This window comes from Methylocystis sp. (genome assembly GCF_051062815.1).
Classification (GTDB): domain Bacteria; phylum Pseudomonadota; class Alphaproteobacteria; order Rhizobiales; family Beijerinckiaceae; genus Methylocystis.
In genome coordinates, this window is record NZ_JBPFDU010000054.1 from 37,998 (window position 1) to 63,184 (window position 25,187).

Sequence of the window (25,187 nt, forward strand, 5' to 3'; positions counted from 1 at the left end):
AAATGAGGGCGGGAAACCCCTCACCCGGCTGCTCCGCAGCCACCCTCTCCCATGGCGAGAGGGTTTGCGCGCGGACACCCTCTCCCTGTGGGAGAGGGTCGGTCCGAAGGACCGGGGAGAGGGGTTACGATTTCGCAAATGCAGGCGCGACGACTCCGGCGCAGCGTCGCCAAAATTCGTCCGAGAGCCCCCCCGGTTGCTTCGCAACCACCCTCTCCCCCTGGGAGAGGGTTGCGCGCCGCTACGCCTTCAGCGCCTGCGCCAGTCGGGCGATCCCCGTCTCGATCTCTTTTTCGGTGAGCGCGACGAAGCCGAGCATCAGCAGCCGGTCGCCGCCGTTGATGTCGTCGAAGCGCAGCGCCGAGCCCGTCGCCAGCGAACAGACGCCAACGCCCGCGGCGACGCCTCTCTTCTCCACCTCGGCCGCGTCCGGAAAACCGTCCGGCAGCTTCCAGACGAGATGCATCCCGGCCTGGTCGCCGTAGATCTCGCAAGCGCCGAAATGATTCCGCAGCGCGCCCAGCAGCGCGTCGCGCCGATCGCGATAGAGCTGGCGGATGCGCCGCAAATGGCGCCCGAATTCGCCGCTCGACATGAAATCCGCCATCGCCGCCTGTTCCAGCCAGCTTTGGCCGTTGTTCATCAGCATTTTCATGCGCCGCCCGGCTTCGGCCAGACGGCGGGGGAGCACGACATAGCCGAGCCGCAGTCCGGGCCCCATGCACTTCGAAAAGGTGCCGAGATAAATGACGCGCTCGTTGCGATCGAGCCCCTTCAGCGCCGTCAGCGGCGAACCGATGAAGCGGAAGTCGCTGTCATAGTCGTCTTCCATAATATAGGCGTCGTACTGAGTCGCCCAGGCGAGAAGCTCGAGCCGCCGCTGCAGGCTCATGGTCACGCCGATCGGATATTGATGCGACGGCGTCACATAGGCGACGGCGCCCCTGGTTTTCGGCAGTTGCGACACATCGAGCCCGTCCTGATCCACGGGCACGGGATAAAGCGTCGCCCCAAGGCTTTCGAGCACGAAGGCGGCGCCCTGATAGCAGGGCGACTCGACGACGGCGGAGGACCCTGGGGTAACGAGCAGGCGGCCGACGAGATTGAAGCCGTCCTGGCAGCCGCCGACGATGATGATCTGCTCCGGATCGGCGACGACGCCGCGCGCCGGCGCAAGATGTTTGGCGATCGCGCGCCGCAGCTCCATCAATCCGGCGGGATCGTTATAGCTCGTCAGATTGGCGCCGACCGCCTTCAGCCGATTCTTGATGTGATGCGACCAGGCCTTGAGTGGAAAGGATCGCGCGTCCGGCCGGCCGACCCAGAAATCGGCGGCGAGACGACGGCGCTCCGGGTCGGCGAGGCGATGGGTGCGCAACGCGCCGCAGGCCGCTGGAACTTCAATCGCGCCCCCCTGCTCTTCCGTCTGCGGCGTGCGCTGATCGGCCGACAGAAACGCCGTGTCCGGCAGATCCGGCGAAACGAAGGTGCCCACATACGGCTTCGTGCGGATATAGCCTTCCGCGATCAGCCGCTCATAGGCCAACACGGCCGTGTTGCGCGAGACGCCAAGCTGGCTGCTCAGCTCGCGGGTGGTCGGCATCGGATCATCGCACTTGAGCTGACCGTTGAGGATCATCGAGCGAATCTGATCGAAGATCTGGTTCTGCAGAGTGTTCTTGTCTGACTCAGCCAGAATGATCGACAGTTGCACATGCCCGCTCTTGACGATGGGCGCTGGACGATCCGTGGTCGTGAAGGTCATCGCTGCAATCTCCCCTGGGCGCAGGCTAATGCGCTTTCAACCATGCCGCATAGGTCCACAGGTAAGGTAAGCATTGGCGCCAACTTTGGCAGGCCTGCAGGCGAGGACGCCAGCCAGAGAGGAGAACTGTTTTGATCTGGCGCCATCAGGTTGCTTGCTCCTGGCGCTTTTACTTGGACGCAGATTGGGGAAAGCTGCGATCGTTCCCAATTGGAAGCGCCCTGAACATCATGGGAGACCCAAATGCCGTTTTCGAAGTCGCGCTTCGTGCCCCTGGCGTTTTGGGTGGGCTTTCTGGCGTTAGGTCTCGCGACCAACGTCAGTCATGAGCAAAAGGCGCGCGGTTTCGCGCGCGACAAGCAGGAGATGAGCGTCGCCAGCGCCTCGGCCAAGCGCCTGCCCTTACTGATCCAGGATCGCAATCAGGTCCTTCGCGATTAAGCGCCTGGAAGATTTACTCCTCTGCGCCGCGCGAGCGGCGTTTTTTTTGCGCTGAATTCTTAAGGTTTGCGCATGGGCACGAGGCGGTTCAGCACTGTAATGGACAAGAAGCCGCCGATCCAGGCGCCCACCGCCGCGAACGCCACATAGGCCCAGTTCGACGTATAGCTGATCACCGCGAAGGCCGAGAGCAGATACCAGATGCTGCTCCAGCTCGCAGCGGCGACGCGCCGACGCTCCGACACGGCGGCGTTGAAGAACACATAGACCGCGTCGGTGATGGCGGTCGAGGCGGCGACGCCAATCCCAATCAGCGGATCAATCGCAGGCAGGTCCATGGTCTCCTCCGCTCTCGCCCAGTCAGGGCGGATGGGAGCAGCTATGGACGCCGCAGTGGAGCGAGGCAATCGAGATGGCGAACGCGCCTTAGCCACGAGCATTTATTCAGCGCCGCCGTCCTGGGAGGGCGCCTTTCCACACGCCCAAACGCATGTCTTCGCGGATTTGCCCTCGCAAAACGGTTGATAAAGAACATAGTACCAGACCGAGTAAGGGATCGGACCGTGGGGTTGAGTCGGGGCGCCTCCGGCTTTGCGAAGGATAGGGAAACAGTTTTTGGGCGCCTTTGCTTGATCTTTCGACTGAGCCGCGCCGGCGGCAAAGGAGAGGCCAAGCAGGGTGAGGACGAGATATTTCCACATACGCTGGCCCTGCCTCTTCAAACGAAGCAAGACGCCAGATGGCGCGCGGATATGCTCGGGCAAGCGACCAGCTACAGTTTTGCGCACGTCGGGGTGACGGACGGTTGCGCCAATATTTCCAAGCTTTGTGGCGATGGCGAACCGAAATGGGCCGCTCAAATGGTGGGCGCGACAGGGATTGAACCTGTGACCCCTACGATGTCAACGTAGTGCTCTCCCGCTGAGCTACGCGCCCCCAGGCCCGTGGGCCGGAGCGCCCGTCTATACTGACGTACGCGGCGACGCGCAAGCGGGCTTTGCCTGCGACATTGGGAATCAGCCTTGACCGCAAGCCACGGAAAGAATTGACGTTCCGTAAAGGACGCGGGCATCGTGTGCAAAAGTTTTGTGACGTTGGGCGATTTCGAGTCTTGCGGCGCGCCCGCTTTGTGGCAGACTTAACGCCGCTCCCGCTTGTCGAGCGGAGGGAAGTTAAGGAGGTTTCGCATGTCCTTGCAGGGCCATATCGTCGAGCTCCAGCGCCGCCATGACGCGCTCAAAAAGGAGATCGAGCAGGAACAGCTGCATCCCCAAACGGACGAATTGAAGATCCTGGAACTCAAGCGCAAAAAGCTGCAGATCAAGGACGAGCTCGCCAAATTGTCGATTAGCGAAACGCGACATTAGCGTTTCCCTTCGCTCACTTTCTGCATCACGCCATGGGCGGAGAGAGATCTCCGCCTTATTTTTTTGGCATTCGCGCCGCGGCGCGCGATTTGCGAGCCCCGGTCCTTATGCCCGTTACCGAGCTATATCGCCCCGAGACGTTACACGAAGGTCTGGGCGAGCCCTTCTTCGACCGCGTCGAACCCGCCACGTTCCCCGAACATCGACTCCGCTACCGCAATCAGCGCTGGGCGGCGCGGGTCGGCCTCGACGGGCTGAGCGACGCGGAATGGATCGAGCATTTGGGACGTTTTTCGCCGCTCCCGGGCGGGTTGGCGCATCCGCTGGCGCTGCGCTACCACGGCCACCAATTCCGCGTGTACAACTCGGATCTCGGTGACGGTCGCGGCTTCCTCTTCGCGCAGCTGCGCGACGCCAAGGACGGCCGCCTGCTCGATCTCGGCACCAAGGGCAGCGGCCAGACTCCCTGGTCGCGGCGCGGCGACGGGCGGCTGACGCTCAAGGGCGGCGTGCGCGAGATTCTGGCGACGGAGATGTTGGAGGCGCTCGGCGTCGACACCTCCAAGACCTTCAGCCTGATCGAAACGGGCGAGGCGCTGATGCGCGGCGACGAACCCTCGCCGACGCGCTCCAGCGTGCTGGTGCGCCTGTCGCATTCGCATATTCGCATCGGAACGTTTCAGCGCCTCGCCTTCCATGACGACGCCGCGGCGATCGAGAAGCTGCTCGACCACGTCTGCCGCTACTATTTTCCCGCCATCGCCGATCTGCCGGCGCCGGAGAGGGCCCTCGCCTTTCTCGAAGAGGTCGTGGCGCGGGTCGCGCGGCTCGGCGCCGGCTATATGGCGTCAGGCTTCGTTCATGGCGTGCTCAATTCCGACAATATCAACGTCACCGGCGAGAGCTTCGACTATGGCCCATGGCGCTTTGCGCCGGTCTACGACCCGACCTTCACCGCCGCCTATTTCGACGAAAGTGGGCTTTACGCCTTTGGCCGTCAGCCCGGCGCGCTCGGCTGGAATCTGTCCCGTCTGGCCGAATGTCTGATCCCCCTCATCGGGCTAAAGACCGCCGAAAAGGTTCTGGCGACCTTTCCCACGCGTATCCAGCAGGAATTTCGCGCGGCGCTGCTCAATCGGCTCGGGCTCGCCTCGGCCGGCGAGGAAGCCGACGCTGCGCTGGCGAAGGCCTTCGTCGATTTTCTGACAATGACGCACGCGCCCTTCGAACGGACCTTCTTCGACTGGCGCGGCGGCTTGGCGTCCGCCGGGCGCGCCAAACACAGTCCGTCCGCGGCGCATTACGAAGCGGAAGCTTTCACGCCGCTGCGCGCCGCTTTGACCGAACATCAGCCGGCGCCGACGGCGCGCCTGGATCACCCCTATTTCCAGCGCGCGGCGCCCTGTACGATGCTAATCGACGAGGTCGAGGCGCTTTGGGCGGCGATCGCCGAGCGCGACGACTGGACGCCGCTTTACGCCAAGATCGCTGCAATCGACGAGATGCGGAGCGCCTATGAATGACGACAGAGCAATTCGCTTGAACGACCCTTGCCCGCGGCGCGATAATCGCGCTCCAGAGCAAGCGATTCCCCGGCGTTCAATGGCGTTCGAGGGCGGCTGTCAATGAACGACACGAGCGAGATCGACACGGGGGCGACTCGCGCTGAAGTCGAACGGCTTCGGCTGGAGCATCACGACCTGGAGACCGCGATCGACGCCTTGCTGGCGGTCGGCGTCGCCGATCAGCTGCAGATTCAGCGGCTGAAAAAACGCAAGCTGCTGCTGCGCGACCGCATCGCCCATCTCGAAGACCAGCTCACGCCCGACATCATCGCTTAAGCTGAGTTGGCTTCGTCCCTCCCTCCGCTCGGTCGCCGGATCGCCGTTTACGGCCGCCCTGCCACGAAGCCGAGGGCGCGGAGCAGCAGCGGCATGGTGAGGCCCTGAACCACAATCGAGAAGCCGACCACGGCAAAAGTGATGGCGAGTATCTCGTCGCGTTGCGGCAGATCACCCGGAAGCGACAGCGCCAGGGCGAGCGCAAGCGCGCCGCGCAAGCCGCCCCACCAGAGAACATGCTGCTCGCGAAACGAGATCTTCCATCGCGAAACGAAAAACAACGAACTCAGCGGATAGACGACGATGGCGCGCGCGCAAAGCACCGTAGCGATCCCCACGGCCAGCGCCGTCGCCCCAACGGCGCCGAACGGAGTCGACGCCACATCCGCGCCAATCATGAGAAACACCATGGAGTTGGCCAGGAAAGCCGCAAAATCCCAAAAGGACAGAACGAATTCGCGCCCCTTGAGGCTGATGTAGCCGCCTTCCTGCTCGCTCAGCAGGCCCAGATTGCCCATGACGAGACCGGCCGTCACCGTCGCCAGAACGCCGGAGACATGGAAATATTCGGCGACCAGAAACGAGCCGAACGCGGCGATGGTCGTCAGCGCCGCTTCGATGAGATGTTCCGAGGTGCGCAGCGAGGCGAGGATGGCGGCCCCGCCGAACAAGGCCCCGACAACGACGCCGCCGAACACGACTTTCACGAGAGTCAAGGCGGTCGCCGCGGCGCTCTGATCCGCGCCGTCGCTTTGCACGAACGCGAGCGCCATGACGAAGAGCACCGCCGCAGCGCCATCATTGAGCAGGCTTTCGCTTTCGACCAGCAGCCGCATGCGGCCTTTGATCCGGTTGTCCTTGAACATCGCAATGATCGCGACCGGATCCGTCGCCGCGATCAGCGCGCCAAACAGCATCGCCGAGTAGAGAGGCCAGTGGAGCAACGTCGTCATCGACGCCGTGACGACGGCTGCGGAAACAACCGTTCCGATTCCCGCGAGCGCGAGCAAAGGCAGCGAATCGCGTACCAGTTCGCGCCAGGACAGGGTCAGCGCCGCCTCGAACAGGAGCGGCGGCAAGACGAGGTCGAAAATCAGATCATGAGTCAGATGCGGCGCGAAGTCGGCGCCCGATAAAGCGACGGCGGCGCCGACAAGAACCAGTCCGACCGTATAGGGCAGTCTGATCTGACGCGCGGCGATTGCGACGATCATCGCCACGGCCAGCACCGCGACCGCTTGCCTCAGACCTTCATCCATGTCGCGTCTACTCCGATCAAAGAAAATCTTGCAGGGTTCTTTAACTGCGCGCCGCCCGCTCGCGAAGCGAAATCGGCCTGCAATCGACGCCGATCGCGCGCTTGCCTATCGGGAAGCCATCGTCTATGCCGCATGGCTTCCCTTTGCGAAGGAAGCCAGAGTGGGGAAGTCGAAGCCGCCGGTCGCCGTCATCATGGGGTCGCAATCCGACTGGGCGACGATGCGCCACGCGGTGGAAACTCTCGCGGCGCTTAAGATCGGCTACGACGTGCGCATCGTTTCGGCCCATCGCACGCCCGATCGACTGGCGGCGTTCGCGAAAGGGGCCGAATCGGAAGGCTTTCAGGTCATCATCGCCGGGGCTGGCGGCGCCGCGCATCTGCCGGGCATGACCGCCGCCATGACGCCGCTGCCGGTTCTCGGCGTTCCCGTCGAATCAGAAGCGCTGAAAGGCCTCGATTCGCTGCTTTCCATCGTTCAGATGCCGGGCGGCGTGCCCGTGGGAACCCTCGCCATCGGCAAGGCCGGCGCGATCAACGCCGCGCTGCTCGCCGCCGCGATCCTTGCCCTCGCCGACAAGGCGCTCGCCGCGCGACTCGCGGACTATCGCGCGCGTCAGACGGACAGCGTAGCGGCGACGCCGCGCGACGGCGCTTGATGCTCGCGCCGGGCGCGACGATCGGCATTCTTGGCGGCGGCCAGCTTGCGCGCATGCTGGCGCTGGCCGGCGCGCGGCTCGGACTCAAGGCGCATGTCTTCTCTCCTGTCACCGACGACCCGGCCTTCGACGTGTGCGCCGCCCGCACGCAAGCCGACTTTAACGACGAAGCCGCTCTCGCCGCCTTTGCCGAATCTGTCGACGTCGTCACGTACGAATTCGAGAACGTGCCCGCCCGCACGGCGCAAGTGCTCGAGGCGCATCGGCCGGTGCGGCCCAATCCGAAGGCGCTGGCGCTCACCCAGGACAGGCTGATCGAGAAACAGTTCGTGCAGAGCCTCGGGATCGCCACCGCCGATTTTGTCGCGGTCGACAACGCTGGCGCGCTCGCTCGCGCCGTCGCGAGGCTCGGCCGCAACTCGATCCTCAAGACGCGGCGCCTTGGCTATGACGGCAAGGGCCAGACGCAGTTGCGCGACGGCGGCGACCTCGCCGTCGCCTTTCGCACGCTTGGCGGCGCGCCATGCATTCTGGAAAGCGTCGTGCCTTTCGAGAAAGAAGTTTCGGTCGTCGCCGCGCGCGGACTGCACGGCGAATTTCGCGCCTATGACGTGTCCGAAAACCTCCACGAACAACATATTCTGGCGATGACCGTCGCGCCTGCCGAGATCGCCGACGAAACGGCGACACAGGCAATCGACATCGCCCGACGCCTCGCCGAGGCCGCCGATTACGTCGGCGTGATCGCTGTCGAGATGTTTGTGGTCCGCGATGGCGACCGCGAAACCTTGATAGTGAATGAAATTGCGCCGCGCGTGCACAATTCCGGACATTGGACGCTCGATGGCGCCCTCACTTCGCAGTTCGAGCAGCATATGCGCGCCGTCGCCGGCTGGCCGCTCGGCGCCGCGCGCCGGCACGGTCGTCGCGTAGAGATGCGCAATCTGATCGGCGACGACGTCGACGCATGGCCGGAGCTGGCGCGTGACGACGGCGTCTGTCTGCATCTTTACGGAAAAAAAGAGACGCGCGCGGGCCGCAAGATGGGTCATGTGACGCGCGTGTTCGACGATTAGACCAGCCAGTCCCGGGCGCTCTCGAGAATGGCTGCGACGCCCGCGTGCTTGATCTTTCTCTGCGCGGTGATCGCATAGAATCGTTCGCTGACGCCGTCGAGCGTGGCGATATATTTGACGCCATATTGCTCCTCGACCTGGGCGCGAACGGCGGTCGGCGCCATGAAGACGCCGGCGCCCGCCGCCCCGAATGTCTTCAGCAGGGCGCTGTCCTCGACTTCCGCGACGATTTTCGGGAAGAGACTGTTGGCGTCCAGCCATTGGTCGAGCGAACGGCGTAACGCGGTGTTGGTCGTCGGCAGCAAGAGCGGCGCGCCGTCGAGACATCGCGGGAAATTCTTCCGGTAGCGCTGCTGCAGTTCGAGCGTCGCAAACGCAGCCACGCCGCATTCGCCGATCGGATGATTGTAGATGCGCGCATCCGCGGCGCCTGTCGCAGGCCAGTCTGAAAACACGAGATCGACTCCGTGCACTGGCAGTTCGGCCAGGAGGCGCTCGGTCTTATCCTCATGACAGACGACTTGATTATGCGCGGCGAGAGCAGGTTCGAGCAGACGATAGACGACCAGTTTCGGCAAGGCGTTTGACACGCCGACGCTCAGCCTGACGCTGACCGCGCCCGCGCGGTTCTTCAAGGCGCTGTCGAGTTCGCGGCCCAGCGAAAATATTTGGTCGGCGTAATTGAACACCGTGCGTCCGGTTTCGGTCATCACGAGATTGCGGCCTTCCTTGCGGAAGAGCTGCGCGCCGATCGACGCTTCCAAAACCGCGATCTGGCCGCTGATCGTCGGCTGCGCCAATCCGAGCTTTTCGCTCGCGCGGGTGACGCCGCCCTCCCGAGCGACGTTCCAGAAGTAGAACAGGTGCTGATAGTTGAGACGGTCCATGGTTCCATAGCTTTTATCGATGAAACTAATTTATATATCCTTATTTTCAATCTCAATCCCCTGCGCCATCTTTGAAGACGTCAGCGTCGCGGCGGCGCTTCGACCAAAGGAGGACGGCAATGGCGCTTCGCTCCGCACTCATCGCGCTGGCCTTGGCCGGCGCGCTGGCGTCGCCCGGATTCGCCACCGGGCGCGAATTCATCGACGGCGCTCCGGGACACTGCCTGCTCTGCGAGTTTTTTAGCCAATTGCGCAAGCGCAACGCAGATGCGGATTGCCGAACGCCGACGGCTGACGACGTGGGCGTATCCGAGCAGGCGGATGGAAGAGTCGGCGGCCTGAATTGATGCGACCGCCGGAGAGACGCTCGCGCTTCTCATGCGATGGGCGCGCGACTTCACCGGCGCGATCTCGCGCACAAGCAATGGGAGCTCAGAAAAATGCAGCGGTTGATCGAAGGCCTCCACCACTTCCAGTCGCAGGTGTTCGGCAACCAGCGCGAATTGTTCGAACGCCTCGCCCAAGGGCAGGCGCCGGAGACGCTGTTCATCACCTGCGCCGATTCGCGCATCGACCCGTGCCTGCTTACCCAGTCGGCGCCTGGAGACCTTTTCATCCTGCGCAACGCCGGCAATCTCGTGCCGCCCTACGGCGCCGTCCGGGGCGGCGAAGCGGCGACGATCGAATTCGCGATCGCTGGCCTCGGCGTCAAGGACATCATCGTCTGCGGCCACTCGCATTGCGGGGCGATGAAGGGCCTGCTCGATCCGCCGCCGGCCGGAGCTTTTCCCGCGCTGAGCGACTGGCTGTCGCACGCCGAAGCGACGCGGCGCATCATGCACGAAAAATACGCGGATAGAACCGGGTCCGAACAGCTCAACGTCGCCATCCAGGAGAATGTGCTCGCGCAGCTCGAAAACTTGCGCACGCATCCTGTCGTCGCCTCCGCCCTCGCGCAAGACAAACTGAGGCTGCATGGCTGGGTTTACAAGATCGAGACAGGCGAAGTCTTTGTTTATGACCCCGCGACGCGCCAATTCGCGCTTGCGCCGACGCCGTCGGATTTGCCCGCGCCGGAAGAGAAAGAGCGCGTCAGCGTTGACGTCTGAGCTCGCGCCGCTTCCGCCAACGAACCATAAAAGGATGCGAAAATGTCTTTAGAAGTTGATGTCGCGCCTTCTCGCCTTTCGGCGATCAAAGACGACGTCTTCGCTTCCGTCGTCGTGCTGCTCGTCGCCCTTCCGTTGTCGATGGGTCTCGCGCTCGTCGCCGGCTTCCCCTTCGAGAACGCCGCCGCCGTCGGCCTCATCAGCGGCGTCATCGGCGGCATCGTCGTCGGCCTGCTTTCGGGCTGTCCCCTGCAAGTGAGCGGCGCGGCGAATGGCGCGGCCGTGATGGCCGCCGTGTTCATTAAGGACCTCGGCTTCGAAGTCTTCGGGCTCATCGTGATAATGTCGGGCGTGATTCAGATTGCGGCCGGCGCCCTGCGCTTCGGACCGGTATTCCGGGCGGTCGCGCCCGCGCTGATTCAGGGCATGCTCGCCGGAATCGGCTTGCTGATTTTCGCGTCGCAATTTCACGTGATGGTCGATGATACGCCGCCCGGGACGGGACAGGAGTTTGGCGGCGTCATCAATCTCTGGTCGCTGCCGCTTGCCGTTTGGAAGGGCGTGACGATGGAGGCGCACCAATCCGCCGCCGTGATCGGACTGCTCACGGTCACCTCTATTCTTTTGTGGCGCCGCTTTGCGCCGAGATGGCTGTCTTTTCTCCCCGCCCCGCTCGTCGGCGTAGGCCTGGCGACGGCAGCCGCGGCGTTCTTCGCCCTTGATATCAAATATGTCCCGGCGCCGGACGATCTTCTGGCTGCGGTGAATTTGCCGACAACTCACACCCTTGGCAGGATCGGCGACGGCGCGCTGTGGGCGGCGGCGTTGTCGCTCGCGTTCGTTTCGAGCGCGGAATCGCTTTTGACAGCGACCGCCGTCGACGCGATGCAGCGACGGACGCCGCGAACCCGCTACAACAGGGAACTGGTGGCGCAGGGCGTCGGCAATTTCCTTTGCGGCGTTCTTGGCGTGCTGCCGGTGTCGGGCGTCATCGTGCGCAGTTCAGCCAATGTCACGGCGGGAGGACGCACGAGACTCTCGACCGTGCTGCACGGCCTGTGGATTCTGCTGTTCATCACCCTCGCGCCCGACGTGCTGCGCATCATCCCCGTGGCGAGCCTCGCGGCAGTGCTGGTCTACGCGGGGATCAATCTGATCAATCTCGGATTCGCGCGCTTTCTCTGGGGTCAGGACCGTATCGAAACCGGCATCTACGCGGCGACGTTGGCGACGGTGGTCGCGACCGACGTATTGACCGGCATTGCGGTTGGCGTCGGTCTGGCGGTCGCGCGCCTGCTCTATACCTTCTCGCATCTCAACATCCGCGGCGAACAGATCAACGGCATGACCGTGATCCATCTGGAGGGCGCCGCGACTTTCATACGGCTGCCGCAGCTCGCCGCCGTTTTCGAAGCCTTGCCGCGGGGTGCGCGTCTCCATGTGCATCTCAACGAGCTGACGTATATCGATCATGCCTGTCTCGATCTGCTCGCGAGCTGGGACGAGCAACTTCGCAGCGACGGCGGCGAACTGGTGCTCGATTGGGATGCGCTGCATGGCCTGTTCCGGGAGCGGACGCGTCCCACGCCAACATCAGTCGCGGCCTGATCTACCATCTCTGTGGTTTGACTGGCGTGAGAGGAGTCGCTCCAATGCGCTGGGTGCTCGATTTCCACGGAGACGGCGGTGTCAGCGGCGACAATTCAAAGGACGAGGCGGCTCGCCGTTTGCGGCGGGTCCTTGCTCGGAATTTTCGCGACGGCCGGCCCAGCGGCGGCCGTCGACGAAGATTTCAGGATCTGGGAAAACGTCACGACCATCGCCAAGCTCGGCTCATTTGATCCAAGTCTGGAAAAATGGCGGCTGTGGCTGGAAAGCCAGGGGCGCTTTCGGAACGATGGCGCCACCGCCGATCAGGCTCTGGGGCGCGCCGGCGTTGGCTATGCGCTATCCGAAAAGGCCAGCCTGTGGCTCGGCTATGCGCATATCGCGACCTTTCCGCAAGACGCCAAAACGCAACATGAAAATCGGATCTGGCAACAGGTCCTGCTGACCGACAAGGCCGCCTTCGGCGACCTGACAAGCCGCACGCGTCTTGAACAACGCTTCATTCAGAACGTGAATACCGTCGAATGGCGCCTGCGCCAATTTGTGCGCTTTTCGCATCCGCTCTGGGAAAACGCCCCCTTGAGCCTCGTGCTCTGGGATGAAGTTTTTGTGCGGCTGAATTCAACGGCGCCTTCAACGCGGTTTGGCTTCGATCAAAATCGCGGCTTCGCCGGCCTCGGCTATAGTTTCAGCGAGAAGGCGCGCGTGGAGATCGGCTATATGAACCAGCTCATCCAATCGCGCCTCGTCTCGCGGCGCGCGCAGGCGTTCGATCACCGGATCAATCACATTCTCTCGGTGAGCATGTTCCTCAACCTGTAGCGCGCCGTCAGCGCGCCACGCCTTTAGGCGAACTCCATGATCACGGCGTCAACCGCAAGGCTGTCGCCGGCCTTCGCCAGGATCTTCTTGACAGTCACGTCGCGCTCGGCGCGCAGCACGTTTTCCATCTTCATCGCTTCGACCATGCACAAGGCCTCGCCGGCCTTGACCTCCTGACCTTCAGCCACGTCGATGGTTTTCACCAGGCCGGGCATCGGACACAACAGATGCTTGGAGGCGCCGGCGTCCTTTTTCTTCGGCATGAAGGCGACAAGTTCCGCCTCGCGCTTGGTGTAGACGCGCGCCGTGACGTCGACGCCCTGGTGCGACAGCGCATAGCCGTTGAGGATTGCCCGCGCCTGCACATAGACCGTGCGGCCGTCAACATCGCCTTCGAGCACGAGTTCGCCCGGACGCCACTGGGTCGAAACGCGATGAGCGCGCTGATCGCCCTCGGCGAAACGCACGATCAGCGCTTCGCCTTGCGCCTCGACGCAGACGTCGAATCTCTGCTCGCCCAGCATGCACACGCGTTCGCGCTCGAACTCGACCGGCCTTCCGCCGCGCAGCTGACCGGAGATCTTGCGTTTGCGCTCATTGCCGATGTGGTCCATGAGCGTCGCGATCGCGGCAAGCGTGTGCGCCAGATCTCCCCGAGGCTCGGGTGACGAAAATCCCTCCGGATATTCTTCGCTGATAAAGCCCGTGGAGAGATTGCCGGAGCGCCAGCGCGGACTCTGCATGAGCGACGACAGAAACGGAATATTGTGGCGAATTCCGTCGATCACAAAGCGATCGAGCGCGTCAGCCTGCGCCACGATCGCCCGAAGACGGTCCGGCGCTTGCGTCACCAGTTTGGCGATCATCGGATCGTAGTGGATCGAGATTTCGCGGCCTTCGGTGACGCCGGTGTCGTTGCGCACCGTAACGCCGCCTTCGCGCTTCTCTTCCGGCGGCCGGTATTTGACCAGTCGCCCGATCGAGGGCAGGAAGTTGCGCGTGGGGTCCTCGGCATAAATACGGCTCTCGACCGCCCAGCCGTTGATCTTGACGTTTTCCTGCTTGAGTTGCAGCGGCTCGCCCGCCGCGACGCGGATCATCTGCTCGACAAGATCGACGCCGGTGATGAGCTCCGTCACCGGATGTTCAACCTGCAAGCGCGTGTTCATTTCAAGGAAGTAGAAGCTCTTGTCCTGACCGGCGACGAATTCGACCGTGCCCGCCGAATCGTAGTTCACGGCCTTGGCGAGGGCGACGGCCTGCGCGCCCATTTCGCGACGAGTCTTCTCGTCCAGCAGCGGCGACGGCGCTTCTTCAATCACCTTTTGATTGCGGCGCTGAATGGAACATTCGCGCTCGTTCAGGTGGATGACATTGCCGTGCTTGTCGCCGAGCACCTGAATTTCGATGTGGCGCGGATTGACGATGAATTTCTCAACGAAGACGCGGTCGTCGCCGAAGGAAGACGCCGCCTCCGAACGCGCGCGCGTGAAACCTTCGATCACTTCGGCGTCGGTGAAAGCGACGCGCATGCCCTTGCCGCCGCCGCCAGCCGACGCTTTCAGCATCACCGGATAGCCGATGTCCCTGGCGATCGTAACGGCCTCTTCGGCGTTCTCGATGACGCCAAGGTAGCCGGGCACGACGCTGACATTGGCGGCTGAGGCGAATTTCTTCGACTCGATCTTGTCGCCCATCGCCTCAATCGCGCGAACATTGGGGCCGATGAAAACGATATTCGCCTCTGCGAGCGCATTGGCGAAGGCGGCGCGCTCGGACAGAAAGCCATAGCCCGGATGCACCGCTTCGGCGCCGGTTTCCTTACAGGCGGCGACGATCTTATCAATCAGCAGATAAGACTGGGCGGCGGGGGGCGGGCCGAGACGGACGGCCTCGTCGGCCATTTCGACATGCAGCGCGTCGGCGTCGGCGTCGGAATAGACGGCGACGGTTGACAGTCCCATGCGCTTCGCCGTCTTGATGACGCGACAAGCGATCTCGCCGCGATTGGCGATTAGAATTTTACGAAACATGCGCGCCCCAGTGCCCCAATCCCTCAAACAATTGGCGCCGGACGCTCAGAAAACGCGGCCGACGCCTTCAGCGTTTAGCGCTTGGCGTCGCTCTCGTCGTCAGGCCGCCGCTCCTGAACGGCGTCGACGATTCCGAAATGCCGCGCCTCCTCCGCCGACATGAAATGATCGCGGTCAAGCGTGCGCTCGATCGTCTCATAGTCCTTGCCCGTATGACGGACATAGATGTCATTGAGGCGCTTTTTGACTTTCAGAATGTCTTCGGCGTGGCGCTGAATGTCCGACGCCTGACCCTGGAAGCCGCCGGAGGGCTGATGCAGCATGACGCGCGCGTTGGGGAGCGCATAGCGCAGACCGTCGGCGCCCGCGGCCAGCAGAAGCGAGCCCATCGACGCCGCCTGCCCAACGCACAGCGTCGAAACCTTCGGCTTGATGAACTGAATCGTGTCGTAGATGGCGAGGCCGGACGTCACCACGCCGCCCGGCGAATTGATGTAGAGCGAGATTTCCTTTTTGGGGTTCTCGGACTCTAGAAACAACAGCTGCGCGATGATGACCGACGCCATGTGATCTTCGATCGGCCCGGTGATGAAAATGATGCGCTCGCGCAGCAGGCGGGAATAGATGTCGAAGCCGCGCTCGCCGCGCGAAGTGTTCTCGATCACCTGTGGGATGAGATATTGGCTGTAGTTTTCGATTGGGTCGCGCATCGCGTATCGCCTCTGTGGTCCGGCGGAGGCTGATGCGCCTGCGCCGGGAACTCTTGACCCGTCATATATCTGCGCCCGCGCCGGACGCAAAGACTCGATTGCGGCCGTCACGCCACGATCTCCGCAGCGCGCCGTGCGCATCAGCCTGCCATGCCGGATTTCCTCGCGGCGCGCCGCCGCCTGCGGGGACGACAGCCGGTCGACCGACTATTCCTCGTCTTCCTTGAACAGCTCTTCGCGGGAGACGGTCTTGTCGGCGATCTTGATCAGCTTGGCGAGGTGATCGACGACGCGCTCCTCATAGATCGGGGCGCGGAGCTGGGCGAGGGCCTGCTCATTGTTGCGGTAATAGTCCCAAACCGCCTTCTCCTGGCCCGGGAACATGCGCGCCCGCTCGACCAAAGCGTCGGTCAGATCCTTTTCGCCCACCTGCACGTCGGCGCTTTTTCCGATCTCCGCCAGAACCAGCCCCAACCGCACGCGTCGTTCGGCGATCTTGCGGAACTCGGCCTTCGTCTCTTCCTCCGTCTTGCCGTCTTCGGCGACGGGTTGGCCTGCCCGCTGGCTTTCCTGCTCGTGCTGGCCCCAGATATTGGCGAATTCCTGTTCGACAAGGCTCTCCGGCAACTCAAAGGAATAGCGGCTGTCGAGCGCGTCGAGGAGCGCGCGCTTCAGCTTCTCGCGCGATGCCTTGTCGAAATCGGCTTCGAGGTTGCCGCGCACGGCGGTCTTCATCGCCTCGAGCGATTCGAAGCCATATTTCTTGGCGAGCTCCTCGTCGAGCCCGAGCGTCTTGGGCGCCGAAACGGACTTGACCGTCACGTCGAACTCGGCGTCCTTCCCCGCGAGCTGCTTGGCCGCATAATCCTCGGGGAACCGGACCTTGACGACGCGCTGGTCGCCGGCGGCGGCGCCCTCGAGCTGCTCCTCGAAGCCGGGAATGAAGGTTCCCGCGCCGAGCACCAGATCGACGTCCCCGCCCGCGCCGCCCTCAAAGGGCTCGCCGTCGAGCTTGCCGGTGAAATCGATCGTCAGTTTGTCGCCCTTCTCCGCCTTGGCCCCTTCTGGCCTGTCCTCGAATTCCTGAGCACGATCGGCGAGAGACCGTAGCGCCTTCTCGATATCGTCCTCCGCGACTTCGGCGACGGGGCGCTCCAGGGAGATGTCGTCAAACGCGCCGATTTCGAACTTCGGCAGCGTTTCGAAGGTGACGACATAGGAGAAATCGCCCTCGGCCGTTAGCGCGCGCTCGACTTCCTCCTGTCCTCCGGGGAAATCGATCTTCGGTTCGAGCGCGATGCGCAGCTCGTTTTCCTCGACGATCTTGCGGTTGGCGTCGTTGACCGCCTCCTGCAACACGTCGCTCATGATGCTCTTGCCGTAGAGCTTCTTGAGATGGCCTATCGGCGCCTTGCCGGGACGGAATCCCTTGATCTGACTCTTCGCCTGAATCTCGGTGAGCTGGGCGGCGAGCTTGGCGGCGAGTTCGCCGGCCGGCAGGACCACCTTGTATTCCTGCTTCAAGCCCTGCGAGGAGGTCTGCGTTACTTGCATCTCGATAGCCTTCTTAATGACTGCGACGTCGCCGGCGCGCGACGACGATTATGTGACTGCCACGGTAGGCGACTCTGGTGCGGGCGGAGGGAGTCGAACCCCCACGACTTTCGTCACCGGAACCTAAATCCGGCGCGTCTACCAGTTCCGCCACGCCCGCGATCGGCGGATAGGGCCGCCTCAATTCCCTGCCCGCGAACCGGGATCGCTTGAGATGAAATCGAACCGTTCGATTCCCTCTCAAACGATCCTGTTCCCCCGAAAAGGCGCAGTCCCTTGCGCGTCTGAGGGCGCGCCAAGGCGCTCCCAAGCGCGAACTCGATTCGTCGGGCGTCGCTCTATAGCATGGTCGCGGCGGGATGCCAGCCGCCGCCGGCTATTGTGGCGCCACGCGGTGGTCCGCCCCTTCGAGGCCGCGGATCAGCGTAATGACCTTTTCGTGACCCTGGGGGTCGCGCCATTTGGCGTTGCAGAGCGTCGGACCGCAGACGACTTCCGGAAACTTATATAGGGGCTTGCCGCGGGCGGTTTTCAGCCCGTAGCCGACGTTGGGCTTCCAGCCGCCGGCGATCAGCGACTGGCGATAGTCGGAATAGCCTTGCGGGGCCTGCGCCCAGGCGACGAGCGGCAGAAACCCGCATACGCTGCAGAAGCCTAAAATAGCGGCAGTCTTATTCATGCGCGGCGCGCTCATGTCTCAAGCCTCCTCGAATCTTGGCCGTTCTCGCGCTCCCCTCACGGCGCGCAAGAAGTTGAAGCTCTCGATCATTGCCCAACGGGCCGGGCTGCGCCATAGCTAGATGGCGATGTCACAACCTCTCTCCCGCCGCGTCGTTCTTTCCGGCGTCGCCGCCAGCCTGGCGGCGTTTCCGGCCGTGGCGCAGTCGCCGCCGCGCTCCCTGCGGCAGATCGAGGCGCGGCCCGGCAAGGCGCGCCTGTCCGGCGGTGGCGAAACCGGCATTCTCGGTTTCGACGGGATCACGCCGGGGCCCGTCTTGCGCTACCAGCAGGGCGACGAACTCGCCGTCCGTTTCCTGAACAAGCTTGATCAACCCGCAACCATTCACTGGCATGGCTTGCGGGGCGACAATGCGATGGAGGGCGTCGCGCCGCTGACGCAGCCGGCGGTCGCGCCCGGCGGGTCCTTCGATTACCGCCGCAGGCTCGCCGATCCCGGCCTGTTCTGCTACCGGCCGAGCGTCTATGGCGCGACGCCGGAGCTCGTCGGGCGCGGCCTCAAGGGCCTGCTCATCGTCGACGAGCCGGCGCCGCCGCTCGCAGACGCCGACCTGCTTCTCGTGCTCGACGACTGGCGGCTTGATGACGCAGGTCAGGTCGTCGGCGGCTTCGACGATCCGGCGGCCGCGCGCGGCGTCGGCCGGATCGGCCCGCTGCTCTGCGTCAACGGCAAGGCTGCGCCGGCCCTGCAGAGCCTGGCGCCCGGCGCCAGGGTGCGGCTGCGTCTGGCCAATCTCAGCAACGCGCGCATCATGGTGCTGTCCCTGGCGGGCACGCAGCCTTTCGTCATCGCCATCGACGGCCAGCCGTGCGACGCCTTCGAACCGATCAAGCGGAGCATTCCCGTCGCGCCGGGGGCGCGCTTCGAGCTGATGTTCGACATGCCGGCGACCGAGGGCGCCAAGGCCAATTTGATCTTGCGCGGGCCGAATGGCGAGGATCGCGACCTTTTCGTCGCGGAAGCCAAGGGCGCAAAGGCGTCGAAGCGTCCGCCGATAGCGTCGCTGCCGCAGAATGCGGCGCTTCCTGCCGAGATCAAGCTTGCAAGCGCCAAGAAGGTCGATCTCGTGATCGAAACGCGCAGGCCCGCAGCCGGCCCCGCCTGGACGATCAATGGCGCTGTGACCAAAGGCTACCAGGGACCGCCGCTCTTCAAAGTGGCCCGAGGAACCCCGGTGACGCTGGGCTTTGTCAACAAGTCTGGCGCGGCGCTCGCGATGCATGTTCACGGGCAGTGCATGCGTCTTCTGCATGACCTCGATGACGGATGGGAGCCCTATTGGCGCAACGGCGTGATCGTTCCTCCGGGAAAAACCAAGCACGCCGCCTTCCTCGCCGAATCGCCTGGAAAATGGGCCATACATGATGATATTCTGGAGCACGAAGCGGGCGGACTGGCGACTTGGTTCGAAGTTGCCTAGAGCAAGCGTCATAAAGGTTAATAGAACCCGAAATAGAATCACGTTTTTTCCGTCTGTTCAGATCTCTGTCTGAACTTCAGTGACGGAAAAAGCTTCGACCGCGAGTTGAAGGCATTGCCAAATGCTGGATCAAACTCACTTGGAGCTTTTGGCGGCTTAGCCCGCCCGCTCCGGCGCGCCTTGCGGCGGGATCCAGACGGCTTGTTTTCTTACATGATCGAGGGGGGAGGCCTTGGCCCCGAACTATTGGATATGACCAGGGCCGTGCGCGGACCTCTTCCGGAGGAATTTCCAAACTGGAAGTTCGATAATCTTGACGTTGAGTATGATGCGGCGACGGAATCCGTCTGGATGATCTATGGCGCGCAGGCGCCCGTCTGCTACACGCCGCATACCCTGAGCGAAATGAGCCGCTTCAGCCAAGCGCTTCAGGCGCTGTTTGCCGCCGGCCACACATCACGAAACCCTATTCGTTACTTGGTCATCGCTTCGAATAAGCCGGGGGTCTTCAATTTAGGCGGCGATCTGGCTGTTTTTTCCGCCGCTATACGCGCGCATAACATCGACCTGCTGCGTCGTTATGCTCATAGTTGCATTGACTTGATAGACAGTCTGGTGAGGGGGCTTGATTTACCTATTGTTACCGTCTCTGCAGTGCATGGCCAGTGTCTTGGGGGAGCATTTGAGGCGGCGCTCGCGACAGATTTCATCATCGCGGAGGAGAATGCGCGTTTCGCAATGCCGGAAATCGCCTTCAACACATTTCCTGGAATGGGCGCCGTTTCGCTACTGAACAGGAAACTTGGCGCCGCGCTCGCACAAAAAATCATTTCTGAAGGCAGAGCGTATTCGGGCCGCGAGATGTATGATCTCGAAGCGGTCGATTTTCTCGCCTCCGACGGCGACATAAAGTCGGCGACGCTTGCCTGGATGCTCAAAGGCGGCAAAGTGGCCTGGGTTCGCCGGCGGACATTGGCGGAGGTGCGTCGCCGCGCAGCGCCAGTGACTCGTGAAGAGCTCATGCGGATCACCGATCTATGGGCCGAATGTTCAACTCGCATCAGTGACGCTGACCTGCGTCACATGGAGCGGTTGGTCCGTGCACAAAGCCGGCTCCTCAACGCTATCAATCCTACAAAGCAAGATGACTGCGCTCGTCCGACACTATCGGAGGGATGAAATGGAAGCCACCTCGCAGCTGGTCAAAGTTTTGGGCGACGATACAGCCCAGAAGCCGAAAGCAAAGGCCGAGGTGAAGACGGATAACGAGATCTATCACGACCTCGTCGAAACACTGTTCGCGACCCAAGGCTCCTTCCTTGCAGGGATAGCCGCTGGCATGCTCGCGCCCACAATCGCATGGCTGTCGACGTGGCAATCGGTCTACTTGCAACTCATTATTTTGATGAGTTGCATGGCCGCCTACCGCATTTCTGTATTGCTCGCATACACGCGGCAACCTCCCGCGCAGCGGCGCAAAGATGCGCGTCGATGGGAGGTTCGATACGCGATAGGCGCCGTCGGTTTCATGACCGCGGTCGGCATCACCGCCGCTATACTTTTCATAGAACACCACGACGAAATGCTCGCCTATTATGGTGTGATTTTGATGACCGGTTGTGCGGGAGCGTTAGCGAGCCGCAATTCTGGCAGGCCAATGATCGTTTTTGGACAAGTCATCGGGGCGTGCGCGCCTCTCGCGATCGCTTGTCTTTTTTACTACAGCTTCTGGTATTGGGGCCTGACGCTTATTCTGATCATCGGAATGATCTCCGTAAAATCGACAACAACATTTCTGCACGCGAACTTGGAGACTGCACTCCGTAACGGTTATGAGGCGGTCAGGCAGCGAACGCTCTTCAGCCTCGCGCTGAACTCGATGACGCATGGCCTTTGCATGGGCGACGCCGACCTCTCCGTCACGGTCGTCAATCGGCGCGTCATCGATTTCTTCGGCATCGTCGCAGCGACGACGCCGATCCGGCTCGAAGCGCTGGCGCATGCGATCGGCAAGAGCGTCGGCATGTCGTCGCAGGAAGGCAAAATCTTTTTTGAGCGATGGAGACGGCATGTCACAATGCCGCGTGCGAGCATCTTCACGCACAAGCTCGGCGAACGCTTTTTTGAATTTCACTGCGAACGCGCCGAAGCGGGATCCTTCATTACCGTCATCGAGGACGTGACGATACAAAAGCGCGCGCTCCGCGAGATCGAGCGCATGGCGCATTTCGATGATCTGACCAATCTGCCGAACCGCTATCAATTTCAGGAGACGCTTGAGGAGGAAATGGTTCAGCTCAGGCAACGTGGGTTTCGCGCCGCGCTGCTCAACATCGATCTCGATCGGTTCAAGGAGGTCAATGACACATTGGGCCATTCCATCGGCGATCAGCTGCTGTCTGCGGTCGGAGCGCGTCTTGCCGCCTGCGTGCCGCGTCCACATGTGGTGGCGAGGCTCGGCGGCGACGAGTTCTGCGTGCTGCTGCGCGCCGGCGAACGCCTGCCTGACGTTGACCAACTCGCCGCGGATATACTTGCCGAGATGCATCGCACCTTCATCGTCGAAAACCATGTCGTCAACATCGGCGCGAGCATCGGCATGGCGGCGGCGCCAAAAGACTCGGAGACCTCCGGCGGCCTGCTCAAATGCAGCGATCTCGCGCTTTACCGGTCGAAAGCCGACGGGCGCGGCAAGGCGATCTGGTATTCTCAGGAGATGCAGGACGCGCTGACCCGAAAGCGCGCAATCGACACCGAATTGCGTCATGCGTTCCTGGCGAACGAATTGCTCGTCTACTACCAGCCGGTCGTGGATTCCCGCACCGCGACCATCGTTTCCTTGGAGGCGCTGTTGCGATGGCGCCACCCGACCCGAGGAATGATCTCGCCAGGCGAATTCATTCCTATCGCCGAAGAAACCGGCATGATCATCGAGCTCGGCGCCTGGGCGCTGCGGCAGGCGTGCAATGACGCGAAATCGTGGCCCTCGAACGTCCGAGTCGCCGTCAATATCGCGCCGAGGCAATTCCAACAGAAGGATCTCGCTGAAATGGTCGCGGCGACGCTCCGCGAATCTGGATTGGAGCCCGATCGTTTGGAGCTCGAAATCACCGAAACGACGCTCATGGTGTCAGATGACGTGGAAAGCAAATTGCGCGAAATCGACGCGCTCGGCGTCCGTCTCTCACTCGACGATTTCGGAACCGGCTACAGCAGCCTCGGCTATCTCAATCGTTTCCCGGTCAAGAAGGTCAAGATCGATCGCGCCTTTGCGCGGCAGGCGATCGAGTCGCCCAAAACGCAGGCGATCATCTCGGCGATCTCTGCGCTCGCACAGGATCTATCCATCGATCTCGTCGCCGAAGGCGTCGAAACTGATGCTCAACTCGCCTTCATGGCGAGCAAGAATATTTTTCTCATTCAGGGTTACCTCTACACGCGACCGCGGCCAATCGAGGAGCTGAGACCGCTCCTCGAGTATTGGCGGGACGCGCCGCGCCTCGTCAGCGCGGCGTGAGATTACGCCAACAGCCTCAGTTGTGCTCAAGCGCCACCAGGCTACGTCGATCAACCCCAGGTTGCAACATACGCTGCGCGCGAAATATCGCGTGCGACGCGTTATAGCGCCGGCCGAACCGGGCCAGGTAGCGCTCTATCGCCGCGGCGCCAGACTGCGGTTCGACGACGTCTCTGGCGATCAGCAGTTCGTGCGCGTCTTCCGCAGTAAGCGCCGTATTGCTGTCCATCAGACGCTCGGCCTTCACGAAGCCCAATGTCCGACCGACTGCGGCGTAAAGCCCCATGAGGTCGGAGGGATCTCCCGAGAACGAGAATTGCGCGTCCCTTTCGGCGACGATGCCGGAGCAATGCATAGCGAAGTCGAAATCGGAGCCGGTCATGAGGCCGCGCGCCCAGGCGAGCGTGATCACCGGCGTATCGACAATCAGCTCGGAATTTTCGGCGGCCATCTCTCCAAAACCCTCCGCCGGCCTCGGCGCCTCTCGCACGCCATGCGCGAAATCATAGACGATGTAGCGGAGATCGTTCAGCTCGCCTCGGTCGATCGCCGATAATATGTTTGTAATTGTACGGATCGTGGGCGCGTCAAAACCCGGACGAGTCTTGCGCAATACTAGAGCCTGGTGGTCTTTCAACCATATGGACGAAAGACAGCCGCCGTTGACAGAAAGTTCAGCTTGGTCACGCAGATAAGGAAAGTTCAACATTTTTCCCGCCATAGTTTGTGAAGGCTCGATTAAGTTAAATGAAAATTTAACTTCGCCAACCCTGGCGCTGATGATTGCCTCGAAATTGCGCCGAAGTTACGCCAAGTGCATGACGTTTAAGCAGCTTCTCTAACACGCGAACCTTACGAAAAAATCATCGTCAGGCGACGGGATTGTACAATAAACGGGCCGCGCAGACTTTTTCGAGCGCGTGTGGCCCTTGGTCGCGGGACAAGTGGGCGCAGCTGATTTATATTAACTAGAGCGCTGCTGGAGGTTCCGGAGTTCGCAGTTCGCTTTCGCGCACGGAGTATGCGAATTATTGGCGCGTCGGAACCGGACTGCGCGCCAATAAGAGACCGCTCATCGCAGAGCGGCCAGTTCAGAAGGGAGAACACCAGATGATCATGCGATTTTTCGCCGCCATGCTGTTCGCGGCGGCCGGCTGGATCACGCAAGCGCATGCGCATGGCGACGTCGGCATCAACCAGGGCCAATGCCTGATGAAACTCGGCCCCGATACGATGACTTTCACGGGGTATCAGCCGCAAAAGTCACGTGAGCAGTTCTGCGACGATATTCCAGACGCCGGGCCCACCATTATCACCCTGGATGCGCAGCAGGACGAACTGCGTGACATGAATCTTGAGATGCGCGTCGTCCGTGACGTCGGCCAGAAGGACGACACCGAAAATCTCGAGGCGAATACAGAGTATTACTCTCCCCCCAAGAAGTATAAGTCCGGCACGCTCACCTTCGAGCATGTCTTTCCGCAGGAAGGCAAGTTTATCGGGCTGGTGAAGGCAAAAAGCGATGACGGCACCAAGGAATATGTCGCGCGCTTCCCCTTCTCCGTCGGCTTGACCCAAACCAGGGAAATCACGATCGCCGTGTTCTTCGGGGTCCTGGCGCTGGTTGGCTTCGGCCTCTGGTACAGGCACCAGTTCATGGGCAAGAAGCCCACAACGAAGGCTTAAGGCGGCTTCAGCTTAAAAGCTCCACTCGACCGTCGCGTAAGGTTACGCGACGGTCCATTTGTCTCGCGAGCTCCAGATTGTGAGTCGCGATGAGCGCCGCCAGTCCGGTGCTGCGGGCGAGCGCCAACAACGTTCCGAAAACATGCTCCGCGGTGCGCGGATCGAGATTGCCGGTCGGTTCGTCGGCAAGCAGAAGATGCGGCGCGTTCGCAACGGCGCGGGCGATGGCGACGCGCTGCTGTTCGCCGCCGGAAAGCTCCGACGGCCGGTGCGATGCGCGCGGTCCGAGCCGCAAATAGTCGAGCAGCTGTTGCGCCCGCAGCCGCGCCTCGTTGCCGCTCAAGCCATTGATCATCTGCGGCAGCGCCACATTCTCGAGCGCCGAGAACTCCGGCAGCAGATGATGGAACTGATAAATGAAGCCGACGGTGGCGCGCCGCAGCCGCGTACGCTCGGCGTCGGACATGCGCGACGTCGGCGCATTTGCAATCAGCACTTCGCCGCCGTCCTGGCGCTCCAAGAGTCCGGCGATATGGAGGAGCGTCGACTTGCCGGCGCCAGACGGCGCCAGCAACGCGACCGTCTCGCCCGGATAGATTGACAGATTGACGTCCATCAGAATGTCGAGCCGCGCCTCGCCCTCGCGATAGTGGCGCGCAATGCTGCGGAGTTCGAGGACGGCCTCGCTCATCGGA

The 25,187-nt window shown here is 62.3% G+C and carries 24 protein-coding genes and 2 tRNA genes; 14 read left to right on the forward strand and 12 right to left on the reverse strand.

All coding sequences use genetic code 11. The features are described from left to right. Positions 1 to 241: 241 nt before the first annotated feature. Complete coding sequence (locus ACR65W_RS08285) at positions 242 to 1,765, reverse strand: PLP-dependent aminotransferase family protein (protein ID WP_434499843.1); 1,524 nt, start codon at positions 1,763 to 1,765, stop codon at positions 242 to 244. Between the two features lie 243 nt (positions 1,766 to 2,008). Between ACR65W_RS08285 and ACR65W_RS08290 the strand changes: the two genes are divergently transcribed. Further along, positions 2,009 to 2,206, forward strand: a complete 198-nt coding sequence (locus ACR65W_RS08290) for a hypothetical protein (protein WP_175094906.1) — start codon at positions 2,009 to 2,011, stop codon at positions 2,204 to 2,206. Between the two features lie 59 nt (positions 2,207 to 2,265). Here the strand turns inward: ACR65W_RS08290 and ACR65W_RS08295 are convergent, their stop codons facing one another. Then, positions 2,266 to 2,544 carry a hypothetical protein gene (locus tag ACR65W_RS08295; protein ID WP_434499844.1) on the reverse strand — a complete coding sequence of 93 codons (279 nt, stop codon included), beginning with the start codon at positions 2,542 to 2,544 and terminating at the stop codon, positions 2,266 to 2,268. Positions 2,545 to 3,067: 523 nt separating this feature from the next. Further along, positions 3,068 to 3,142 (reverse strand) — tRNA-Val (locus ACR65W_RS08300). A 251-nt stretch (positions 3,143 to 3,393) separates the two neighbouring features. Between ACR65W_RS08300 and ACR65W_RS08305 the strand changes: the two genes are divergently transcribed. The 3 genes from ACR65W_RS08305 (at position 3,394) to ACR65W_RS08315 (ending at position 5,414) form a co-directional block, all read left to right on the forward strand. After that, on the forward strand, positions 3,394 to 3,573 hold the full coding sequence (locus tag ACR65W_RS08305; protein WP_123175439.1) for a YdcH family protein: 180 nt from the start codon (positions 3,394 to 3,396) through the stop codon (positions 3,571 to 3,573). A gap of 107 nt (positions 3,574 to 3,680) precedes the next feature. After that, a complete protein-coding gene (locus tag ACR65W_RS08310; protein WP_434498371.1) occupies positions 3,681 to 5,096 on the forward strand; it encodes a protein adenylyltransferase SelO in 1,416 nt (471 codons plus the stop codon). 102 nt (positions 5,097 to 5,198) lie between these two features. Beyond that, positions 5,199 to 5,414: a YdcH family protein gene (locus tag ACR65W_RS08315; protein WP_434498372.1), complete on the forward strand. Its 216-nt coding sequence runs from the start codon at positions 5,199 to 5,201 to the stop codon at positions 5,412 to 5,414. A 47-nt stretch (positions 5,415 to 5,461) separates the two neighbouring features. Here the strand turns inward: ACR65W_RS08315 and ACR65W_RS08320 are convergent, their stop codons facing one another. Beyond that, positions 5,462 to 6,673: a cation:proton antiporter gene (locus tag ACR65W_RS08320; protein WP_434498373.1), complete on the reverse strand. Its 1,212-nt coding sequence runs from the start codon at positions 6,671 to 6,673 to the stop codon at positions 5,462 to 5,464. A 193-nt stretch (positions 6,674 to 6,866) separates the two neighbouring features. Between ACR65W_RS08320 and purE the strand changes: the two genes are divergently transcribed. Beyond that, on the forward strand, positions 6,867 to 7,331 hold the full coding sequence (purE, locus tag ACR65W_RS08325) for a 5-(carboxyamino)imidazole ribonucleotide mutase (RefSeq protein WP_434498397.1): 465 nt from the start codon (positions 6,867 to 6,869) through the stop codon (positions 7,329 to 7,331). Continuing rightward, a complete protein-coding gene (locus ACR65W_RS08330) occupies positions 7,331 to 8,407 on the forward strand; it encodes a 5-(carboxyamino)imidazole ribonucleotide synthase (RefSeq protein ID WP_434498374.1) in 1,077 nt (358 codons plus the stop codon). The genes purE and ACR65W_RS08330 overlap by 1 nt, the downstream gene beginning before the upstream one ends. Here ACR65W_RS08330 and nhaR read toward each other — a convergent pair. Then, a complete protein-coding gene (gene nhaR / locus ACR65W_RS08335) occupies positions 8,404 to 9,294 on the reverse strand; it encodes a transcriptional activator NhaR (protein WP_434498375.1) in 891 nt (296 codons plus the stop codon). The two genes, ACR65W_RS08330 and nhaR, sit on opposite strands and share 4 nt — an antisense overlap. A 119-nt stretch (positions 9,295 to 9,413) precedes the next feature. On the opposite strand from nhaR, the gene ACR65W_RS08340 reads away from it, so the two are divergent. From ACR65W_RS08340 to ACR65W_RS08355, 4 genes are all read left to right on the forward strand, one after another. Further along, positions 9,414 to 9,641 carry a hypothetical protein gene (locus ACR65W_RS08340; protein ID WP_434498376.1) on the forward strand — a complete coding sequence of 76 codons (228 nt, stop codon included), beginning with the start codon at positions 9,414 to 9,416 and terminating at the stop codon, positions 9,639 to 9,641. A gap of 93 nt (positions 9,642 to 9,734) precedes the next feature. Then, positions 9,735 to 10,403 carry a carbonic anhydrase gene (locus ACR65W_RS08345; protein ID WP_434498377.1) on the forward strand — a complete coding sequence of 223 codons (669 nt, stop codon included), beginning with the start codon at positions 9,735 to 9,737 and terminating at the stop codon, positions 10,401 to 10,403. 42 nt (positions 10,404 to 10,445) lie between these two features. Then, positions 10,446 to 12,011 carry a SulP family inorganic anion transporter gene (locus ACR65W_RS08350; protein WP_434498378.1) on the forward strand — a complete coding sequence of 522 codons (1,566 nt, stop codon included), beginning with the start codon at positions 10,446 to 10,448 and terminating at the stop codon, positions 12,009 to 12,011. 78 nt (positions 12,012 to 12,089) lie between these two features. Beyond that, positions 12,090 to 12,833 (forward strand): DUF2490 domain-containing protein, encoded by a 744-nt coding sequence (locus ACR65W_RS08355; protein ID WP_434498379.1) that lies wholly within the window; start codon positions 12,090 to 12,092, stop codon positions 12,831 to 12,833. Positions 12,834 to 12,856: 23 nt separating this feature from the next. On the opposite strand, the gene ACR65W_RS08360 is transcribed toward ACR65W_RS08355, so the two are convergent. The 5 genes from ACR65W_RS08360 to ACR65W_RS08380 all read right to left on the reverse strand — a co-directional run bounded on the left by ACR65W_RS08360 (position 12,857) and on the right by ACR65W_RS08380 (position 17,809). Beyond that, entirely contained in the window at positions 12,857 to 14,866 is a 2,010-nt protein-coding gene (locus ACR65W_RS08360) for an acetyl-CoA carboxylase biotin carboxylase subunit (RefSeq protein WP_434498380.1), read from the reverse strand. Between the two features lie 74 nt (positions 14,867 to 14,940). Further along, on the reverse strand, positions 14,941 to 15,576 hold the full coding sequence (locus ACR65W_RS08365) for an ATP-dependent Clp protease proteolytic subunit (RefSeq protein WP_434492053.1): 636 nt from the start codon (positions 15,574 to 15,576) through the stop codon (positions 14,941 to 14,943). 207 nt (positions 15,577 to 15,783) lie between these two features. After that, on the reverse strand, positions 15,784 to 17,130 hold the full coding sequence (gene tig / locus ACR65W_RS08370; protein ID WP_434498381.1) for a trigger factor: 1,347 nt from the start codon (positions 17,128 to 17,130) through the stop codon (positions 15,784 to 15,786). A gap of 75 nt (positions 17,131 to 17,205) precedes the next feature. Next, positions 17,206 to 17,290: transfer RNA gene (locus ACR65W_RS08375), tRNA-Leu, on the reverse strand. A 216-nt stretch (positions 17,291 to 17,506) separates the two neighbouring features. After that, a complete protein-coding gene (locus tag ACR65W_RS08380) occupies positions 17,507 to 17,809 on the reverse strand; it encodes a hypothetical protein (protein WP_434498382.1) in 303 nt (100 codons plus the stop codon). A 121-nt stretch (positions 17,810 to 17,930) separates the two neighbouring features. Here ACR65W_RS08380 and ACR65W_RS08385 point away from each other — a divergent pair, with 121 nt between their 5' ends. From ACR65W_RS08385 to ACR65W_RS08395, 3 genes are all read left to right on the forward strand, one after another. After that, on the forward strand, positions 17,931 to 19,289 hold the full coding sequence (locus tag ACR65W_RS08385; RefSeq protein WP_434498383.1) for a multicopper oxidase family protein: 1,359 nt from the start codon (positions 17,931 to 17,933) through the stop codon (positions 19,287 to 19,289). Between the two features lie 201 nt (positions 19,290 to 19,490). Further along, positions 19,491 to 20,468: a crotonase/enoyl-CoA hydratase family protein gene (locus ACR65W_RS08390; RefSeq protein WP_434498384.1), complete on the forward strand. Its 978-nt coding sequence runs from the start codon at positions 19,491 to 19,493 to the stop codon at positions 20,466 to 20,468. 1 nt (position 20,469) lies between these two features. Beyond that, entirely contained in the window at positions 20,470 to 22,806 is a 2,337-nt protein-coding gene (locus ACR65W_RS08395; protein ID WP_434498385.1) for a putative bifunctional diguanylate cyclase/phosphodiesterase, read from the forward strand. 16 nt (positions 22,807 to 22,822) lie between these two features. Here ACR65W_RS08395 and ACR65W_RS08400 read toward each other — a convergent pair whose 3' ends face one another. Further along, positions 22,823 to 23,419 carry an enoyl-CoA hydratase-related protein gene (locus ACR65W_RS08400; protein WP_434502510.1) on the reverse strand — a complete coding sequence of 199 codons (597 nt, stop codon included), beginning with the start codon at positions 23,417 to 23,419 and terminating at the stop codon, positions 22,823 to 22,825. Positions 23,420 to 23,916: 497 nt separating this feature from the next. Between ACR65W_RS08400 and ACR65W_RS08405 the strand changes: the two genes are divergently transcribed. Continuing rightward, positions 23,917 to 24,492, forward strand: a complete 576-nt coding sequence (locus ACR65W_RS08405) for a hypothetical protein (RefSeq protein ID WP_434498387.1) — start codon at positions 23,917 to 23,919, stop codon at positions 24,490 to 24,492. 7 nt (positions 24,493 to 24,499) lie between these two features. Here the strand turns inward: ACR65W_RS08405 and ACR65W_RS08410 are convergent, their stop codons facing one another. After that, the gene (locus ACR65W_RS08410; protein ID WP_434498388.1) at positions 24,500 to 25,183 is read right to left on the reverse strand and encodes an ABC transporter ATP-binding protein; all 684 of its coding nucleotides are present in this window, start codon (positions 25,181 to 25,183) and stop codon (positions 24,500 to 24,502) included. Positions 25,184 to 25,187 lie beyond the last annotated feature (4 nt).